Annotated in this window: 17 protein-coding genes; 5 read left to right on the top strand and 12 right to left on the bottom strand. The window is 49.0% G+C overall.

The window, feature by feature from the left end:
* Positions 1–212: 212 nt before the first annotated feature.
* The 5 genes from rpsJ to fusA all read right to left on the bottom strand — a co-directional run bounded on the left by rpsJ (position 213) and on the right by fusA (position 5,108).
* The gene (rpsJ, locus tag HYX70_03115) at positions 213–533 is read right to left on the bottom strand and encodes a 30S ribosomal protein S10 (GenBank protein ID MBI2798264.1); all 321 of its coding nucleotides are present in this window, start codon (positions 531–533) and stop codon (positions 213–215) included.
* A gap of 42 nt (positions 534–575) precedes the next feature.
* Positions 576–1,751 (bottom strand): elongation factor Tu, encoded by a 1,176-nt coding sequence (gene tuf / locus HYX70_03110; GenBank protein MBI2798263.1) that lies wholly within the window; start codon positions 1,749–1,751, stop codon positions 576–578.
* Between the two features lie 197 nt (positions 1,752–1,948).
* Positions 1,949–2,365 (bottom strand): hypothetical protein, encoded by a 417-nt coding sequence (locus HYX70_03105; protein MBI2798262.1) that lies wholly within the window; start codon positions 2,363–2,365, stop codon positions 1,949–1,951.
* A 220-nt stretch (positions 2,366–2,585) separates the two neighbouring features.
* A complete protein-coding gene (locus tag HYX70_03100) occupies positions 2,586–2,882 on the bottom strand; it encodes a hypothetical protein (GenBank protein ID MBI2798261.1) in 297 nt (98 codons plus the stop codon).
* A gap of 117 nt (positions 2,883–2,999) precedes the next feature.
* The gene (fusA, locus tag HYX70_03095) at positions 3,000–5,108 is read right to left on the bottom strand and encodes an elongation factor G (protein ID MBI2798260.1); all 2,109 of its coding nucleotides are present in this window, start codon (positions 5,106–5,108) and stop codon (positions 3,000–3,002) included.
* 219 nt (positions 5,109–5,327) lie between these two features.
* On the opposite strand from fusA, the gene HYX70_03090 reads away from it, so the two are divergent.
* Together HYX70_03090 and HYX70_03085 are read left to right on the top strand one after the other, a co-directional pair.
* Entirely contained in the window at positions 5,328–5,765 is a 438-nt protein-coding gene (locus HYX70_03090) for a hypothetical protein (GenBank protein MBI2798259.1), read from the top strand.
* A 28-nt stretch (positions 5,766–5,793) separates the two neighbouring features.
* On the top strand, positions 5,794–6,183 hold the full coding sequence (locus HYX70_03085; protein ID MBI2798258.1) for a hypothetical protein: 390 nt from the start codon (positions 5,794–5,796) through the stop codon (positions 6,181–6,183).
* An 82-nt stretch (positions 6,184–6,265) separates the two neighbouring features.
* Here HYX70_03085 and HYX70_03080 read toward each other — a convergent pair whose 3' ends face one another.
* Positions 6,266–6,934, bottom strand: coding sequence for an NUDIX domain-containing protein (locus tag HYX70_03080; protein ID MBI2798257.1), 669 nt, complete (start codon positions 6,932–6,934; stop codon positions 6,266–6,268).
* Between the two features lie 190 nt (positions 6,935–7,124).
* Between HYX70_03080 and HYX70_03075 the strand changes: the two genes are divergently transcribed.
* From HYX70_03075 to HYX70_03065, 3 genes are read left to right on the top strand one after another with little or no spacing between them, the layout of a single operon-like run.
* Entirely contained in the window at positions 7,125–7,583 is a 459-nt protein-coding gene (locus HYX70_03075) for a hypothetical protein (protein ID MBI2798256.1), read from the top strand.
* 23 nt (positions 7,584–7,606) lie between these two features.
* Entirely contained in the window at positions 7,607–7,834 is a 228-nt protein-coding gene (locus tag HYX70_03070; protein MBI2798255.1) for a helix-turn-helix transcriptional regulator, read from the top strand.
* 18 nt (positions 7,835–7,852) lie between these two features.
* Positions 7,853–8,245, top strand: coding sequence for a hypothetical protein (locus HYX70_03065; protein ID MBI2798254.1), 393 nt, complete (start codon positions 7,853–7,855; stop codon positions 8,243–8,245).
* A 176-nt stretch (positions 8,246–8,421) separates the two neighbouring features.
* Here HYX70_03065 and rpsG read toward each other — a convergent pair whose 3' ends face one another.
* The 6 genes from rpsG to HYX70_03035 form a co-directional block, all read right to left on the bottom strand.
* Positions 8,422–8,898 (bottom strand): 30S ribosomal protein S7, encoded by a 477-nt coding sequence (gene rpsG / locus HYX70_03060; GenBank protein ID MBI2798253.1) that lies wholly within the window; start codon positions 8,896–8,898, stop codon positions 8,422–8,424.
* 7 nt (positions 8,899–8,905) lie between these two features.
* Positions 8,906–9,325: a 30S ribosomal protein S12 gene (rpsL, locus tag HYX70_03055; GenBank protein ID MBI2798252.1), complete on the bottom strand. Its 420-nt coding sequence runs from the start codon at positions 9,323–9,325 to the stop codon at positions 8,906–8,908.
* Between the two features lie 43 nt (positions 9,326–9,368).
* On the bottom strand, positions 9,369–13,196 hold the full coding sequence (gene rpoC, locus HYX70_03050) for a DNA-directed RNA polymerase subunit beta' (GenBank protein MBI2798251.1): 3,828 nt from the start codon (positions 13,194–13,196) through the stop codon (positions 9,369–9,371).
* On the bottom strand, positions 13,196–16,705 hold the full coding sequence (locus tag HYX70_03045) for a DNA-directed RNA polymerase subunit beta (protein ID MBI2798250.1): 3,510 nt from the start codon (positions 16,703–16,705) through the stop codon (positions 13,196–13,198). The genes rpoC and HYX70_03045 overlap by 1 nt, the downstream gene beginning before the upstream one ends.
* 184 nt (positions 16,706–16,889) lie before the next feature.
* Positions 16,890–17,396 (bottom strand): GNAT family N-acetyltransferase, encoded by a 507-nt coding sequence (locus HYX70_03040; protein MBI2798249.1) that lies wholly within the window; start codon positions 17,394–17,396, stop codon positions 16,890–16,892.
* Between the two features lie 10 nt (positions 17,397–17,406).
* The gene (locus HYX70_03035) at positions 17,407–18,654 is read right to left on the bottom strand and encodes an MFS transporter (protein ID MBI2798248.1); all 1,248 of its coding nucleotides are present in this window, start codon (positions 18,652–18,654) and stop codon (positions 17,407–17,409) included.
* Between the last annotated feature and the right edge of the window lie 2 nt (positions 18,655–18,656).

Genomic DNA, 18,656 nt, shown 5'->3' with positions numbered 1-18,656 from the left:
GAGTTGATGTACCACCAGCTCAACACACTCCTGGTTATCCTGAGGTAAATTTAGTAATGTATACATGGAACAAGTCCTTTCGTTAAGTTGTTAGTTTGCAACCTAATTGTAAGGCTTGTTCCGTTTTAGTTTAAAGAACCCAAGTGTCTAGTTCTGCTTTTTTATGTCTAATTGTATCAAAAAAGCCCCTTTCGGGGCTTCTCTGCTTTGTTTTACATCTTGATTTCGATATCTACGCCAGCTGGCAAGCTCAGGTTCATCAACGAGTCAATTGTTTTAGGTGTGGGCTCGGTGATGTCGATCAGTCGTTTGTGAGTGCGCATCTCGAACTGCTCGCGCGCGTCTTTAAAAACAAACGGGCTGCTCAAAACCGTGTACTTACTCTTCTCGGTTGGTAGCGGGATAGGCCCGGCTACATTGGCACCAGTTCGCACTGCGGTATCAATAATCTGCTTGGCCGACTGATCGATAATCTTGCTATCGTAGGCCTTGAGCTTGATCCGGATGCGTTGTTTTTCGGTTTTTTCTGGCATTGTTGTAAGGTGCTTTGGTTAGTTGGAGTTTACTTGCTTGAGTTATTTACTTATTTTCGTTACGACTCCAGAGCCTACGGTGCGGCCACCTTCGCGAATGGCGAAGCGTTGACCCTCATCCATGGCGATTGGAGTGATTAGTTTAACCTTTACGCTGATGTTGTCGCCAGGCATAACCATCTCGGTGCCTTCTGGTAGCTCAACTTCGCCAGTTACATCGGTAGTTCGGAAGTAAAACTGTGGTTTGTAGCCCTTGAAGAATGGCGTGTGTCGACCACCTTCTTCTTTTTTGAGCACATACACTTCGCAGTCGAATTCAGTATGGGGAGTAATAGTGCCTGGCTTGGCCAAAACTTGACCGCGCTCAATGTCTTCGCGCTCTACACCACGAAGCAGTACGCCAACGTTGTCGCCAGCTTGACCTTGGTCTAGAAGCTTTTTAAACATCTCTACACCAGTTACCACACTCTTGGTGGTGTCTTTAATACCTACAATTTCAACTTCTTCGTTAACCTTAACTACACCGCGCTCAACACGACCGGTGGCAACTGTACCACGACCTTTAATTGAGAACACGTCTTCGATCGGCATAAGAAATGGCTTGTCGAGATCGCGTACTGGGTCTTCAATGTACTCATCCATTTTGTCTAGGAGTTCTTGGATGGTTTTTTCGTTGTCGGCATCGCCTTCGAGAGCCTTAAGAGCCGAGCCCTTAACAACAGGGGTTTTGTCTCCTGGGTAGCCGTATTTGTCCAGCAGTTCGCGGATTTCAACTTCGACTAGTTCGGCTAGTTCGGGGTCGGCCATGTCCATTTTGTTCATGTACACCAGGATCTGCTTAACACCTACTTGGCTGGCAAGCAGAATGTGTTCGCGAGTTTGAGGCATAGGACCGTCGGCAGCGCTTACCACCAAAATGGCGGCGTCCATCTGAGCGGCACCAGTGATCATGTTCTTAACATAGTCGGCGTGACCAGGGCAGTCGACGTGAGCGTAGTGGCGCTTGTCGGTTTCGTACTCCTGGTGGCTAGTTGCAATAGTAATTCCACGCTCTTTTTCTTCGGGAGCGTTATCGATCTCAGCGTATTTGCGAGCCTCGGCCTTACCTGATTTAGCCAAATATGTAGTGATCGCTGCGGTCAGCGTAGTTTTACCGTGGTCAACGTGGCCAATAGTACCAACATTGACGTGGGTTTTATCGCGCTTAAAATCTGCCATTTTTTCTCCTAATTCCTCGGTTAGATTTAGTAATAAATTTTGGGCAATATAAAAAATGCCCTTTTATTTAGACTTGTTTATTATATGTGCAATCTTGCAGTTTGTAAAGGCTTTTTTAACAGCATTGTTCTTGGTCATTAATGGCTATGACCCCCACCCCGCAAAGGAGTGAGAGCCATTTAGCCGTGAGCGATTGATCAGGAGGCTACTGGTGGATCTGGCTTGTCGTCGAACATGCGCTGAGCCACCTCCTCGTTGGCAATGCGGTTGCGGAGTCGTTTGAGCGACCCTGGATCAGCTGGTTTGCCCGTCCCTTCGGGCATATGGGCTGAGGGGTGACGGGTCGGATCGGGATGGTCTGGGCTCGGCTGCCTCGAGGGCTTTCGCCCCGTTAGCTCCTGTACCTCGGCCATTAACACCTGGCGAACCCTGGGGTTATCTAGGTCTGCCGGCTCCGCTACATCAACTTCGAGTTGCTCCAGAAGATCAGCTGTCTGGCGAAGAGCTCGAATCAGATCGGCGCGATCTAGCTCAGAGTCCTCGGCCAGAGCCGCCAACTTGTCTTCGGTAGTTACTTCTTCGGATGCTGCTTTGGGCGTATCGTCGTTCGGCATTCGGGTCTCTCTTTCGGTAGAGCCGACACTGACAATACTCCGCTTCCCTGCCCTAAAACATCCGGGCAGCCCTCACAACCGTTCTCACGGAGTGTGGTCGGTATTATTCGCCAATTTAGCAAAAAATACAAGCATAAACGAAAAAGAGCCCGCGAGGCGGGAACGTCATTGGTGTGACTTCTCTTTTCCTCGCAGACAATGTGTGGTATCGACCCCAGACCTATTGCTTTGAATGTGTCTCCGCGTAGTAGGCAGCTGCCTCTTCATGAAGACCCTCCACCAGCGGAAAGCCTGGATGATCGTTGGCTTGCATCCACAGGATCGTCTCGGCACACATACCAGGAGTGGTTACTGGCGTTGTGTAATGATGGTTGTCGCTGCTGGATTGGCGTTCTTCGCGAAACCGCGCGGCAATCAGCCGCTCGAGATCCTTCAGGGAGCGGCATTCGGCGGTCTTTCCAGACAGAACCTGCTCGATCCCCCACGCAACGGTCTCATTCCAGTCGTGTGGTTCCAATGTAGAGGGCATTGCGCCTCGCTTTCGGAGCTAGTCGGTCAGTAACATTATAACAAAAAAGACCCTAAGGTCTTTTTCGGAGATCCCAGATCAAGTCCGGGATGACTAAGAGGGAGTTTACCTTCCCTCCTCCCTAGCAGCAGTATATTTACCCTTAAGCTCTTCAGCCACATTACCAGGAACTTCGGCGTAGTGATCGAATTCCATGCTGTAAGCCGCACGGCCTTGGGTCATAGATCGCAAGCTGGTGGCATAGCCAAACATTTCGGCTAGCGGCACAAAAGCATCAACCACCTTGGCGCCCATGCGGTCTTCCATTTGCTCTACTCGACCGCGTTTGGCATTGATGTCGCCAATTACATCGCCCATAAACTCCTCGGGGGTAATAACCTCGACTTTCATAACTGGCTCTAGAATGGCTGGTTGAGCCTTACGCACACCTTCTTGCAGGGCCATGGAGCCAGCAATCTTAAAGGCTATTTCTGAGGAGTCGACTTCGTGATAGCTACCATCGTAGAGCTTGCAGTGAATATCTACCACAGGGTAGCCGGCCAACACACCGTTTTGCATGGCTTCTTTTATGCCTTGTTCGACGGGATTGATGTATTCTTTGGGGATTACGCCACCTACAATGGCATTCTGAAATTCAAATATCTTGCCTTTGTCGTCTTCTTCTGTTTTGACTAAAGGACTGAGCTCGAGCCAAACATGACCGTATTGACCACGACCACCAGATTGTCGCACAAACTTGCCCTCGACCTGGGCAGTGCCCTTAATAGTTTCACGGTAAGCCACTTGCGGTCGGCCAACGTTGGCCTCAACCTTAAACTCGCGTTTCATACGATCAACAATTACTTCGAGGTGGAGTTCGCCCATGCCGTCGATAATGGTTTGGCCGCTGTCTTCGTCGGAGTGGACTTTAAATGTAGGGTCTTCTTCGGCCAGACGACTCAGGGCAATACCCATCTTTTCTTGGTCGGCCTTAGTTTTGGGCTCGATGGCAATACTAATAACTGGCTCAGGGAAGGTAATGCTCTCTAGGACTACAGGGTGCGAAGGGTCGCACAGGGTATTGCCCGTAACGGTGTTTTTAAGCCCGACAGCGGCAGCGATTTCGCCAGCAAATACTTCTTTTACCTCTTCGCGTTGGTTGGCATGCATGCGCAAGATTCGCCCAATACGCTCTTTTTCACCGGTGCTGGGGTTTAGAATGTAGCTGCCCGAACTAAGGGTGCCCGAGTAAACGCGAAAGAACGCCAGCTTACCCACAAATGGGTCGGTGGCAATTTTAAAGGCCAGTGCGGCAAACGGAGCTTCGTCGCTTACCTGCAGCACCTTTTCGTCACCCGTCTTTTCGTCGACTGCTAGTGGTGGCGTTATATCGAGCGGGTTTGGCAAGTATTCGGTAACAATGTCGAGCAGTTTTTCAACAATCACCCCGCGACCATCACCACCAGATACGATAAAGAAGTCACCACGCAGTACACTTTTGCGAATACAAGCTTTGATTTCGTCGTCGGTAAGTTCGGTGCCTTCGAGATATTTTTCCATTATGGCATCGTCGGCCTCAACTGCAGCCTCAATAAGGTGGCGTCGATAGTTCTGGGCCTTTTCTTTCATGTCATCGGGGATTTCGCCCTCTACCAACTCCCTGTCGACATATTCTTTGTAGGTGTAGGCCTTCATAGCAATCAGATCAATCACGCCGCTTATCTCTTGTTCAAAGCCAATTGGTAGATGAATTGGGTAGGCGTGTTTGCTCAAGCGCTCATGAATGCTTTCGAGTGATTTATAAAAGTCACCGCCAGTTTGGTTTATCTTGTTAATAAAGCAAATGCGCGGCACGCCGTATTTGTCGGCCTGGCGCCAAACAGTTTCGGACTGTGGCTCTACACCCATTTTGCCGTCAAAAACCGTAACCGCACCGTCGAGCACACGAAGGCTGCGTTCAACCTCGACTGTAAAGTCGATGTGCCCCGGGGTATCGATAATGTTTATGCGCTTGTCTTTCCAAAAACAAGTTGTAGCAGCACTGGTAATGGTAATGCCACGCTCGCGTTCTTGTTCCATCCAATCCATGGTAGCCTCACCTTCGTGAACCTCGCCAATCTTGTGCACCCGGCCAGTGCGATACAAAACACCTTCGGTTACGGTGGTTTTACCGGCATCGATGTGGGCAATAATACCAATATTACGTGTGTCTTCTAAACTATATTCGCGCGCCATAAATTATCCTTTTCTCCTTTGTCATCCTGAGTGTTAACGAAGGATCTCAGAGATTCTTCACGTTCGTTCAGAATGACAGGTTAACTGTAAAGCAAACTTAAAAACTGCCGCATGCGGCTTTTGAGCTAGTATAGCAAATTTAGCCAACAGATACAAGTGGCTGGGTCTAATCTGTTGACTTTTAACTCTTTTATGTTAATATGTAATCTGTTCGCAAGAATGTTTCCTACAACTCCGGGAGGAGGTGAAAACGTGCTAACTAAATCCCGCGCGCACCACGAGGCCATGCATTATGTCGACCTCTGTCGCCAGGGTGGTCTAGCGTTTGCGCTAGATCTGGCAAAGTTGGTCGATAGCAGTGTTGCGCCTCACGACGTAGACACCAGCTACCACGAGATCGAGGGGTGGCTGGTTGCAAGTGGCAAGAAGTATTGGAGCCTGGTCTCCGATACCGACGCTGATGAGTCAAAGTCGTTGGCTGTCGTTTGGCTACTCAAGCTGATAGATCTGTTGGTGAGCTCGCAACTGCTCATCCACCCGCAGCTACAGCTGGTGCTCGACCAGATCGATATCACCAAAGACGATCTGCAAGAAGAAGCTTTTCGCCACCATGAGCAACACTCGCTCGACCACATAGACATCCAGCAGTCCAAGTAAGCCCATCCGACTACAGAGGAGGAAGCAGATGGGAAAACAGAAAGTAGCCACACTCAAGGGAGCGGCCAAAGTAAAGCACAGCGGTAGCCCGCTGTTGCCAGGCACAGGCTCAATCTTCGGCCGAATCTGCAACAACGATGACCTGGTGAAGAAGGTCGTTGTGGCTTCGCCGAAGTCAGCTGGTCGCGATCCGAAGACTCGATTTGAGATCGGCGAGGTGGCTAGCACGATCCGCCCCGTCGAAATCAACGTCTTCAGCAATCATGGCAAACAGCTGTGGACCGTGCAACCTCAACAGCCTGTCGTGGACGAGAAGGATCCCCAGAAAGCCGAGAGGGCCCTGCGTGAGGCCGAATGCAAACTCATGAAGGAGCTCGAGGAGTTCCTGAGGGAGGAGGTCAGGCGCGTAAAGAACTGAGCCATAAGCGAGCGAACGCAACATCGCCCCGATCGAGACCGGAGACCCCGGCTTCGGCCGGGGCTTCTCCATTTATATGCAATTATTTATAAGTTAGTTCGGCAAAAAATCTGTCTTTTTGTTTACGGCTGGCCAGCTTCACTAAATCATGCAGGGCCGCCATATGCGGCTTGGTTTTAAAATCCTCGCCTGGTTTAGACCAAAAGATCTTGCCATAGTGTGTCTCGGTCTTCATATTCCCGGTCGGGTTTTTGCCATAAAACAAGTGGAAACAAATCTGGCTCACTGGCTTGCCGTCTTCGTGCATAATAATATAGCCATCGCCCTTGTGGGTTAATTTGCATTTAAGGCCTGTTTTTTCGAGTAACTCACGTTCGGCCGCCTCGTTAACCGTTTCGCCCAAGTGGAGTTTGCCGTAGGGAAAGCCAATTTGATTAATCAGCGGCTGGTGGTTGCGCTTATATAATAACCAATTCCCCTCTTTGTTCTGTACTGCCACCAAGGTAACTATCTTGGGTTGCCGCCGAACTTTTAGAGTTTTGAGGTTAACTTGGTCGGCATAGAGTTTGCCCTCGGTGGTAAGCGAATACTCCCCGGTTGGTTTTTTTTCGACCAAGCCTTCGCGAATCAGGGCTCGCAAGTGATACATAAAGTGATTACTCTCAATATCTACCGGTTTGAGTTGAGAAAACCGGAGGCTTTTGGCGCCTATTAGTTTGGCCAGGATTTCTTTTTGAATTATGTGCATCATTACACTCAGTGTAGCACAGTGGGTGTGACAATTAAGTCAATGATTTTGACTCAACTTAAATTACGTCAAAAGGTCTAGTCTAGAAGGTTAAATTGATCGGACTTATGCTATGGGCGTACCTTGAAAATTAGTTCGTAGCTCAAAACGTCAATTAATTTTTTTTTGAAATTTTAAGCAAGGAGATTTAAAAATGATACAACTATACGACCTAGTTGCTCTGCAAACTGTCAAGCAGTTTATAGAACAGCTCGACCAAAACAACCAACAAGCTAAAACCGAAGTTTCGACCCACCGAGTGATCGACACGGCAGTACAAGCTTACAACCAACAGCTCCGACAAATAGTAATAAAGTCGTTAATCGAACACGGGCTGGGGCTTTGCACGGTCGACGCCTTCATAACCCACCTAGTGCCAGAGAGCCAATTACAGGTAGTGCACGTGCAAGGCCGGCCCGAAGAAGTCTACACCACCTGCCCCGATTGCAAACTGCCCGAACACATTGACGTCATTGTAGATATGCCCGAGCTAGCCGTTCGTGAGGTCTGGACTCAAAGCATAGGCACCGACTTTTGGCCCCCAGCCGTTACTCAGTGGGCTGAAGCACAAGGCCTGCCCCAACCAGTCCGGGTTGGTGCTAGCAAGAATTAAACTTGAAGAAAGGAAGTAGAGTCATGCCACGCAAACAATCCACGCTCGACCCCCAGTCACTCTTCGCCGCACTGTCGCGCACCAATGATGTGCAAATGGCCAAGCGCTTGGGAGTGTCGCGCGAAACCGTGAACCGGTGGCGACACGGCAAGCACCGTATTCGCATAGATACAGCCAACCAAATCGCCACTAGCCTCAACCTACACCCCATGAACATTTGGGGCGATGAGTACCTGATCAACCTGCTTTGACCGACAGAGGAGAAACTCGTGTATATGTACATAGTCAAAGCCCTCGAAGAACACCCCGAAGGCCTGACGGAAAAACAACTCAGAGATTTGTATAAAGAGTGGTGCTCAACCCTTGAGCCAAGCCAAATCCCGCGTGGAAGCGCTGCCATGCACAGCACAGACTCCATTAGCGGATTCGAGCAAACCCTGCGTAGAATCCAGGAGTCATTCGGTCCTATCGTTGACTACCGCAGCGATATTCGCCGATATGTCGCTCACCCCGACTATGTTCAGCGTCTGAGCTTGTCAAAGAGAGACTACAGGCTCAACTACAAGCTGGTGGTGGTTGTGGTTTGCTGCCGGTGCGAGCGTCAGGTGCTCGAAACTGATATGGACGAACACGACAAAATCTGTCCTGTCGTCAAAAACTGAAGCCCCGACGGGCACCCGATTCGTCGGGGCTCGTCGCACTCTACATTAAGATAAGGCACTTTTTCAGTAATGAAGTACAAGGCATGCAAAAACCGCAAGCATGAGTCGTAGTAGACCTACGGTGAATGTCTTGCGGTTTTTGCTATAACGCCGTAATTCGTTCTGAAAATGTGCCGCTAGTAGCGGGCAAAATGAGCGAAGGCTTTGTTGGCTTCGGCCATCTGGTGAGCATCTTGCTTCTTCTTAACAGCATCGCCCTCATTGGCATAGGCCGAGGCTAACTCGTTGGCTAGTTTTTTGTCGAAACTCTGGCCCTTTTTAGTACGAGCACTGTCTAGAATCCACATGAGCGCATAGTGAACCTTGCGATCACCCTTAACTTCCATTGGCACCTGGTAGTTGGCGCCACCAATACGTTTACTTTTAACCATCACCTGTGGGCTGACATTCTTAACCGCGGTTTCGAGCACTTCGACCGGTTCTTTTTTAACCTTAGCGCTAGCACTTTCAATTGCACTATAAACTAAGCGTTCGGCAAGTTGCTTTTTACCATCAAACATTACCTTGTTGATGGTCTTGGTAACCAGCACACTTTGGTACTTAAGATCTGGAGTAATTTCGCGTTTGAGAGATTTGGTAGTTTTGCGTGGCATTTCTTAATTAACCCTTTTTCTTGTCTAGCTTAGTGCCGTATTTGCTACGCCCACGTTTGCGATCGGCCACACCAGCGGTATCGAGCGCACCGCGCACAATGTGATAGCGCACCCCACCAAGGTCTTTAACCCGGCCACCGCGCACCAGCACCACGGAGTGCTCTTGCAGGTTGTGGCCTTCGCCAGGAATGTAGGCCGTAACCTCCATGCCGTTGGTTAGGCGCACACGGGCGACCTTACGAAGAGCCGAGTTTGGTTTACGCGGAGTTTGGGTGTAAACCTTAACACACACCCCACGCTTAAACGGCGAGTTTACCGGTCGAGTCTTAACCTTAAGAGCATTAAAACTCTTACCAAGGGCTGGCGATTTGGTTTTGCGAACCTTGTCGGTTCGTGGCTTACGGATTAGTTGGTTAATTGTTGGCATATACAAGTAGTGAGTTTATCAGATTTAGGCCGCAGGGTCAAGATTACTTATCGTCCTTGTCGGCATTACGAAAGCCCGTGCCTACTGGTATGAGTCGGCCGATAATCACATTCTCTTTCAGACCATGCAAGTGATCTTTCTTGCCACGCATAGCAGCTGTAATTAATACGCGAGTGGTTTCTTGGAACGAAGCGGCACTTAGCCAACTATCTGAGCCGGTCGAGATCTTAGTAATTGGCAACAGCAATTGCTCGAAGGTAGCCGGTTTGTCCTTCTTGGTAATGGCTTGCCGGTTTTCTTGCATAAGCACAGTTTTGCTAACTACATCGCCCGAGATAAAGCTGGTGCCGTTGGGCTCTTCAATGCGAACTTTGCTAAACATCTGGCGAATAATTACCTCGATGTGTTTGGCCGCAATAGCCTGACCTTGACTGAGGTAAATAGCCTGAACTTCGTCGATAATGTAGCGCTGTACGGCTTCTTCACCCAGTAGCTTAAGCATATCTTGCAAGTTGACCGAGCCTTCTGTCAGTCGCTGGCCAGCCGTTACTAGGTCGCCGTTTTTGACTTCGATATTTACATACTCACCCAGGCTGTATTCGCGACCACCGCCACCTTCGTGCACCAACTCGATGGCAGATTTGCCAACCTTAACCGTACCAGCAGCACCGGCTTTTATGGTTTTGCGGCCGGTTTCGGCCTTAGCCAATAGCTCGCCGCGGGTTACATGGGCGCCAGTTTTAATCTGCGGTTTCATGCCGGTTAGGTCATAGGTAGTGACTTTTTGATCCGCTGGCAACACAGTTACTATTTGCTTGCCCTCGCTGCGCTTAATCTGCACCACGCCATCGAGCTCGGCCAATATGGCTTGGCCTTTGGGTGAACGAGCCTCAAAGATCTCTTCGACACGCGGCAGACCCTGGGTGATATCTTCAGCTGCAATACCGCCAGAGTGCATGGTGCGCATGGTTAGCTGAGTACCTGGCTCGCCAATACTTTGGGCGGCCATAATACCCACGGCCTCACCAGGCTGAACTGGCTCGCCGGTAGCCAAATCAACACCGTAGCACTTCTTGCACACCCCCCATTGGCTTTGACACTTTAAGATCGAGCGAATTCGAACCGAATTCAAGCCAAGCTCGTCGATCTTCTTGGCAGCCTGGTCGTCAATTAATATACCGGCTTTTACTAGCACTTCTTTGGAACTAGGATCGATAATTTTTTCTAAAGCGGTACGGCCAGCAATCCAGCTCGATAGGCCCTCTTCGCCAGCAGCTAAGGCTTCAGAACGAGTTACTAAGTAGCCGGTCTTGTCGCCACAGTCGTCTTCGGCAATTACAATATCCTGACTAACGTCGACCAGACGCCGGGTTAGATAGCCCGATTCAGCGGTTCGTAGAGCAGTATCGGTAAGGCCCTTGCGCGCACCGTGGGTTGAAATAAAGTACTCTAACACCGACAAACCATCTTTGTAGTTGCTGCGTATAGGTAGCTCAATAGTTTGGCCGGTTGGGTTAAGCATTAAGCCCAACATGCCAGCCATCTGATTCACCTGAGCCATGGTAGCACGGGCGCCTGATTCCATATCAATAGCCAAGGTTGAATCACTATCTTCAAGCGATTTGACTAGCTCGGCCTCAACCTTTTCACCAACTTGCTTCCAGGTGCCGATGGTACGGGCCCGACGTTCTTCGTTGGTTATTAGACCCTGTTCATACTGCTTTACATATTCCACAATCTTCTTTTCACCCTCAGCGATTAACCCATCGCGGGTTTGTGGCACCACCAGATCGTCGGCACCAATTGACATGCCCGAAAGCGTGCTGTAGCTAAAACCGAGAGTCTTGATATTGTCGGCAAGCTCGGCAGTAGCCTCTTTGCCCAGCTTGGCAAAAACTTCGGCCATGATTTTTTTAAGCTTGGCTTTGTTTAGGGTTTCGTTTACAAACTCAATACCTTCTGGGAGGGCTTCGTTAAATATTAGTCGGCCAACAGTGGTGTCGACCAGCTTACCATCAATTCTCACCTTAACAGCAGCCCGCAGGTCTACCGCACCATCTTGATGTGCCAAAATAGCCTCTTTGGCATCTGAAAAGATCTTGCCGCTGCCCTTTTGTCCGTCCTTAACACTAGTTAAGAAGAATGAACCTAGTACAATGTCTTTGCTCGGCTTGACTACCGGGCTGCCATCGGCTGGTTTAAGCAGGTTAATACGGGAAAGCATAATCTCGCGAGCTTCGGCTTGTGCAGCTTCGCTCAGCGGTACGTGTACAGCCATTTGATCGCCATCGAAGTCGGCATTAAAAGCCTCGCAAACCAGTGGGTGCAGTTGAATAGCCTTACCTTCGATCAGCACCGGCTTAAAGGCCTGAATGCCCAGGCGGTGCAGGGTAGGCGCACGGTTTAAGAGCACATGTTTGCCGGCAATGACTTCATCGAGCGTATCCCAAACTTCATTGCGCGCACGTTCAATCATGCGGCTAGCACTCTTCACATTGTGAGCATAGCCTTGTTCGATTAACTTACCGATAACAAACGGTTTAAATAGCTCGAGCGCCATCATTTTGGGCAACCCACACTGATCTAGCCGCAGATGGGGCCCAATAACAATTACGGAGCGGCCCGAGTAATCAACCCGCTTACCCAAGAGGTTCTGACGAAAACGCCCCTGTTTACCCTTGAGTAAATCAGTTAAACTCTTGAGTTTCTTTCGACTACCGGCAGCCGAAACAGCTCGATCACGACGGGCGTTGTTGTCGATTAGAGCATCGACAGCCTCTTGCAGCATTCGCTTTTCATTGCGGCAAATTACTTCTGGCGCCTCGAGGGCATAAAGCTTCTTAAGGCGGTTGTTGCGATTAATAACCCGGCGGTACAGATCGTTAAGATCTGAGGCGGCAAAGCGACCACCATCGAGCTGCACCATTGGACGCAGATCGGGTGGAATAACCGGCAGAGTGGTAATAATCATCCATTCGGGCCGCAAGTCAGCCTTCATAAGACCCTCAACCGATTTAAGTCGCTTTAGGGCTTTCTTTTTCTTTTGACCCACACTGGCCTCGGCTTCGGCTTGCAAGTCTTTGGCTAATCTTTTGAGATCAACTTCTTCGAGCAACTGACGAATAGCTTCGGCGCCGATGCTGGCACGAAAAACCTCGCCAAATTTTAAGTTGAGCTCACGGTAGCGGCTTTCTGGCAAAAGCTCGTATTTTACTAGGCTGGCCAGGTCTGTTTTGGCACCTTGATAGGAGTTTTCTAGCTCTTCGAGTTCATGTTTTACGTCGTCGCCTGCACCAGGGGCGTTGGCTGATTTCAGCTTGTGTTTTTTAAGCACATCGGCCTGCCGGGATTTATAATCAACCTCTAAATCCTTGAGGGCCTTGGTTTTGGCAACCTCGTTTACCTCGGTAACAATAAAGTTGGCAAAGTAAACCACGCGCTCTAAATCACGCACGCTTAAATTTAAAATTAGGCTGACGGCCGATGGTGTGCCACGCAAGAACCAAATATGAGCAACCGGCACGGCTAGTTGAATGTGGCCCATGCGCTCACGTCGTACAATGCTGCGGGTTACCAGCACGCCGCATTTATCACAAACAATGCCTTTGTAACGAATGCCTTTGTATTTACCACAATAACATTGCCAGTCTTTGGTTGGGCCAAAGATTTTTTCGCAGAACAAACCGTCTTTTTCGGGTTTTTGCGTGCGGTAATTAATGGTCTCTGGCTTGGTAACCTCGCCATGCGACCATTCTGCCATATGATCTGGCGAAGCCAGGCTCAAAGTAATGGCATCGAAGTCGGTAATTGGCTGGTCGTGAAGCGGCGTAGCGGTCTTGTTGCTTTGGTTATTAGGAGTTGTGGCGGCCATTATTTTTCTCCTTCAGTTTCATTAGCTAATTTTTTATGGCTTTGGTTTTCGGCTAAAGCCTCAAATTCATCGCCAGCTGGTCCATCCATATCAACTATAGCCTCACCTTCAACCGCTTCACCAACCAACAAGCCGTCTTCGGCCAGGTCTTTGGCTTCGGCGTCTAGCTCATCGGCAATTACCTCTTCGGCATCAACAACCTGATGAGTGCGCTCAAGATCAACCGCTAGAGCTAAGCTCTGCAGCTCTTTAACCAAGACATTAAACGACTCTGGAATGCGAGGACCTTTAATTTCTTCATTTTTAATAATCGCCTCATAGGCCTTGGATCGCCCAATTACATCGTCGGACTTAATGGTCAGAATCTCTTGTAGGGTGTGCGAGGCACCATAGGCTTCTAGAGCCCAGACTTCCATCTCGCCAAAGCGCTGGCCGCCCATTTGGGCCTTACCACCTAGCGGTTGCTGGGTAACCATGGCGTACGGTCCGGTTGAGCGAGCATGAATTTTATCGTCAACCATGTGGTGAAGTTTAAGCATATACTTGTAGCCAATCGTGGTACGCTCGGCAAATGGTTCGCCTGTAAAGCCACTTAGCAGCTGGGTTTTACCGTCTTCTGGCAAACCAGCCTTTTTAAGCTCGTCGCGAATTTGCTTGAGACTGACGCCATCAAACACCGGCGAGGCCACCTTGTAGCCCAAGCAAGCAGCGGCCCAGCCCAAGTGCGTTTCTAGTACCTGGCCAATATTCATACGGGCACCAACGCCAAGTGGGTTCAAGATAATATCTACTGGTGTGCCATCCTTGGCATAAGGCATATCCTCGATTGGCAAAATCTTTGAAATTACTCCTTTATTGCCGTGTCGGCCGGCCATTTTATCGCCCACCGAAATTTTGCGCAACTCGGCTACCGAAACGTAAATTTGCTCTATCACACCAGCCGCCAGATCGTCGCCACTATCACGGCTTAAAATCTTAACATCTACCACCTTGCCGGTGGCACCGTTTGGCAGTCTCAGGCTGGTATCTTTAACATCACGAGCCTTCTCGCCAAAAATGGCTCGTAGCAGTCGCTCCTCACTGCTTAGATCGGTCTCACCCTTGGGCGTAATCTTACCAACCAATATATCGCCTGCCGTTACTTCGGCGCCAATCCGAACAATGCCGGTGTCGTCGAGATCGCGCAGCGAATCCTCAGATACGTTTGGAATGTCGCGAGTTACAACTTCTGAACCAAGCTTGGTGTCGCGCACATCGATTTGGTGAGTCTCAATGTGGATCGAGGAGTACCGATCATCTTGCACCAAGCGTTGCGAAATAATGATCGCATCTTCGTAATTCAAGCCCTCGAATGGCATAAAAGCTACCAACACATTCTGACCGAGTGCCAGCTCGCCATCGACAGTGCTCATGCCATCGGCTAATAGGTCGCCCCTTTTTACCTTCTGGCCACTCACCACAGCCGTACGCTGATGAATGCAAGAGCCATTGTTTGAGCGCACGAAATTAATAAGCGAATAGGTTTTGCTTGATCCGGTTTTGTATTTGACCGTAATGCTGTCAGCTGAGGCCGAAGTTACTTCGCCATCGGTTTCGGCCAAAACCACCAGCCCTGAGTCTTCGGCTACTTTGGCCTCAATGCCGGTACCCACAATTGGTGACTCTGGTCGTACCAGTGCCACGGCTTGGCGTTGCATGTTGGCGCCCATAAGCGCGCGCTTAGCATTATCATGCTCTAAAAAAGGTATTAGGGCAGCCGAAACACCAACAATTTGTTTACTCGAGATGTCCATATAATCAACGCTATTGGCATCTTCTTCATCAGCTTCACCACCAACTCCTCGTACCGACACACGACTTTGAACAAAGTAGCCTTTGCTATCAGTTGGGGTGTTAGCCTGAGCAATTACAGCTTTCTCTTCATCGCTAGCATCGAGATAATCAACCGTGCTGGTTAAACGAGCCTTAATTGGCACCAGATCTAGGCCGGCTTTCTTAAGCTTGGTAACAGCCGCTGGAGTAATTTTGTCGCCTGGTTTTACTGCCACATTGCCTTTGTCGTCTTTGAGCTGGCGGCTGGCAATTTCGCCCGCAGCTTTGGCTGGCTCTACCTTATTCAACACTCTGAGGTAAGGACTTTCTATAAACCCGTATTCGTTTACGCGCGCATAAGTTGAGAGAACTGAAACCAAACCGATGTTTGGACCCTCAGGTGTTTCGATTGGGCAAATACGGCCATAGTGGGTGCGATGCACATCGCGAACCTCAAAGCCAGCTCGCTCACGGTTCAAGCCACCTGGACCCATGGCATTCAAGCGGCGTTTATGTACGATTTCGGCCAGCGGATTAACCTGATCCATGAACTGGCTTAGTTGGTGCGAAGCAAAGAACTCCTTAACACTTGCCACGATTGGGCGAACATTTACCAGCTGACCCGGGATAATGGTGGTTGGATCGGCTACACTCATGCGGTCTTTTACGATTCGCTCCATACGTAGTAAACCAACTCGGAATTTACCCTGCATAAGCTCTCCCACCATCTTGAGTCGGCGGTTGCCAAGGTGGTCAATGTCTTCAGATTGAGCCTTGGCATTGCTTAGGCGAATGGCTTCGGCCACAATAGCCACAAAGTCTTCTTTGTGTAGGGTGCGGCCGGCTTGATCGTTCTTAATGTTCAACCCTAAGCGCTTGTTGGTCTTGTAGCGGCCAACTTTGCTAAAGTCGTAGCGCTTAAAGTCAAAAAACATGGAGTCTATAAGACTCTTGGAGTTTTCAACCGTAGCCATGTCGCCAGGTCGAATGCGTCGGTAAACTTCCATCAACGCCTCAGCTGTAGTACTGGTTGGGTCTTTGGCCAGAGTTTCATCGATAAACCGAACTTCACCGTTATCGACCTCTGCAAATAGTTGCTTAATTTCGCTGTCGGTGCCGTATCCAAAAGCCCGCAGCAAGGTGGTGACCGGAAGCTTACGTTTACGATCGATCTTGACGTTCATAACACCGTTTTGGCCAGTCTCGAGCTCGAGCCAAGCGCCGCGGCTTGGAATTATCTTGGCTCCAAAGTACTCACCGCCATCGATGGTAAAGAACACTCCCGGGGATCGAACTAGTTGACTTACTACTACCCGCTCAACGCCATTGATAATGAAGGTGCCGCGCTCTGTCATAATAGGAAAATCACCCAAGAATATTTCTTGAGTTTTGACTTCGCCGGTTTCTTTTACTAAAAGCTCAATATTAACTTTTAGTGAGGCCTCATAAGAGATGTTCTTCTCTTTAGCTTGAGCTTCAGTTATTTTGGGGGTTTCGAAGTGATAATCTTTGAGACTTAGGGCAAATTTTTTGCCGGTAAAGTCCTCGATAGGCGAAATTTCTTCGAATAACTCGGTCAAGCCCTCTTTTACAAACCAATCGTAAGAGTCGGTTTGAATCTTAATTAGGTTTGGTAGGGGTAGTATGTTTTTGTCTTGGTTTAGATAAACACGTTTCGACGCCGCAGCTTTAGGCATGAAGCTTTGTTCTCCCTCTAGATAAGTGATTCAAATTTTATTTGGTTTGAGTATAATGAAGCCGAGGCATTTCTAAACCGACAATAAACCGGCGGTACTCCCTGTTGGGGTTCTCCGGTTCTAGTTGTTTAAGCTTCCTCTTGAGTACTATATTATCTGGTTTTTAATCTTATGTCAAGCGGTTTTATTGCTTTAATCTTTTCTCATAAAGCACGGTTGCACCTCCCTCTTCTTTAAGCACCTTAACCCTTTTAAATCCTAGGCCCTCATATAAGTCGCAAAGTTTAGGTTCATTAGCATTGGTATCGAGCCTTAAAGCCTGAAGAGCTTGCTTCTTTGCCAGTTTGGTAGCAAAGTCCATCAGGTGTTTAACTAGGTTTTGGCCGGCGAAATCTCTGTGCACAGCTACATAGTGGATATATAGGGCTTTTGGTTTGGAACTTCCATCTACAGCACTCCAGTCTTGCATATTCTGTTTAGCTTGCAATATCACGGCCGCTGCTGGTTGGTTATCGACTAATAAAACATAAAATTCATCTGCTTTTGCGTAGGGGCAGAAGAAATTCAGGCTGAGTTTAGCTGGATCCCACCATTTTGAATTCTCCTTACCACTATCTACCAACCACTGAGCAGAGTTTTTAATTACCTCTATTGCCCTTGGTGCGTCTTGGATAACTTTTGCATTAGTCATTGTTTAAAATCTACTCGACCGTTCTCAAATTAAGCCGGTGGTAAAAGCTGAACTGTACCAAGCCATACACAAACAATAGGCCGGCAATTATTAGAAGCACCGAAAACGGCGATATAAGATCGGCCGTAACGCCGGCCAAGAGGACCGGCACCAGGGCGGCAACATTCACCATCATGTTGAGCGTGCCAAAGATTTTGCCCCTTGTTTCGTCAGTCGAGTTCATTTGTAACAAAGTTTGAGCCGAGACTGTCACCAGTGCGTTTGCCAGCCCTAAGACTGCTGAGATACCAATTATTATAAGCGTAAAGTGGCCTAGACCCTGGAAATATTTAGCTAGGCTCATGCCCACCAGACCTATCACGGCCAGCGCCAAGCCATAGTTTATAAGCGTGGTCTTGCGCACATGCTTGCCGAACTGCCCGATAGCAATTGCACCTAGCACCATGGTGATAGCAGCCGGCACAATCAATGGAATGCTAGCCTGAGCCAAGCTTTTGCCAAACAGCAGCAAGGCAAGCCCTGGCGTCAGCACGGCCACCACGCCCAACAGCGCCTGACCAACTGTAAGATGAAATATTGGAAAAACCAGCCGCGGGGTCGAAAATATCTCTCTGGTGCTGGCTCGCACAACACCAAACACCTGCTGGTTAATTTCTTTCCACTTAACTATGGCGGCCTCTGGTTTAAGGCTGGGCAAAGTAATGGTCAAAATTCCAGCCAACAAGAAAGCACCACCGGTAATTATGTAAACCGACGTCGGTCCAAACTGCGCAACTATGGGGCCGGCCAGAGCATAGCCAACTACAAAACTGCCATAAAACGAGAACAAAAATAACGAATTGGCACTGAGCAATTCCTGGCGTTTTACCAGCTTGGGCAAAGCTGCCGCTTCGGCCGGCACAAAGAACTGTGTAAAAATCGATATAACAAACACCAGTCCATATACCACCAACAAATTACTTTCAAAGAACAAAAAGAACAGCACCAGAGCCGCTCGAACAAAGTTGGTAATATAGAGCACTTTGCGTCTATCTAGGTGGTCGACATAAGCACCAGCAAAAACCGCAAATATTATGGATGGCACTGCAAAGCTCATGATTAACAAACTAACAGCAATGTTGGCCACCTTGGTACCGCGAGTTAGATCGAATACCCGTATAACAAGGGCAAAATTTAAAAGATTGGCGGCCAAGCCAGACATGACTTGAGCCGACCAAATCTTAGCGAACTGTTTGTTTTTGAGTAGGCTTCTATACACTT

This window comes from Candidatus Saccharibacteria bacterium (assembly GCA_016191105.1).
In the GTDB taxonomy this organism is placed as follows: domain Bacteria; phylum Patescibacteriota; class Saccharimonadia; order CAILAD01; family BJGX01; genus JACPPH01.
The sequence above is the reverse complement of the archived record's forward strand: the minus strand, read 5'-3'. Positions and strand labels throughout refer to the sequence as shown.

Excerpts from the sequence above, each read along its gene's own strand:
- rpsJ (MBI2798264.1), bottom strand. The coding sequence starts at position 533 with ATGCCAGAAAAAACCGAAAAACAACGCATCCGGATCAAGCTCAAGGCC.
- tuf (MBI2798263.1), bottom strand. The coding sequence starts at position 1,751 with ATGGCAGATTTTAAGCGCGATAAAACCCACGTCAATGTTGGTACTATT.
- HYX70_03105 (MBI2798262.1), bottom strand. The coding sequence starts at position 2,365 with ATGCCGAACGACGATACGCCCAAAGCAGCATCCGAAGAAGTAACTACC.
- fusA (MBI2798260.1), bottom strand. The coding sequence starts at position 5,108 with ATGGCGCGCGAATATAGTTTAGAAGACACACGTAATATTGGTATTATT.
- HYX70_03090 (MBI2798259.1), top strand. The coding sequence starts at position 5,328 with ATGTTTCCTACAACTCCGGGAGGAGGTGAAAACGTGCTAACTAAATCC.
- HYX70_03085 (MBI2798258.1), top strand. The coding sequence starts at position 5,794 with ATGGGAAAACAGAAAGTAGCCACACTCAAGGGAGCGGCCAAAGTAAAG.
- HYX70_03080 (MBI2798257.1), bottom strand. The coding sequence starts at position 6,934 with ATGATGCACATAATTCAAAAAGAAATCCTGGCCAAACTAATAGGCGCC.
- HYX70_03075 (MBI2798256.1), top strand. The coding sequence starts at position 7,125 with ATGATACAACTATACGACCTAGTTGCTCTGCAAACTGTCAAGCAGTTT.
- HYX70_03070 (MBI2798255.1), top strand. The coding sequence starts at position 7,607 with ATGCCACGCAAACAATCCACGCTCGACCCCCAGTCACTCTTCGCCGCA.
- rpsG (MBI2798253.1), bottom strand. The coding sequence starts at position 8,898 with ATGCCACGCAAAACTACCAAATCTCTCAAACGCGAAATTACTCCAGAT.
- rpsL (MBI2798252.1), bottom strand. The coding sequence starts at position 9,325 with ATGCCAACAATTAACCAACTAATCCGTAAGCCACGAACCGACAAGGTT.
- rpoC (MBI2798251.1), bottom strand. The coding sequence starts at position 13,196 with ATGGCCGCCACAACTCCTAATAACCAAAGCAACAAGACCGCTACGCCG.
- HYX70_03045 (MBI2798250.1), bottom strand. The coding sequence starts at position 16,705 with ATGCCTAAAGCTGCGGCGTCGAAACGTGTTTATCTAAACCAAGACAAA.
- HYX70_03040 (MBI2798249.1), bottom strand. The coding sequence starts at position 17,396 with ATGACTAATGCAAAAGTTATCCAAGACGCACCAAGGGCAATAGAGGTA.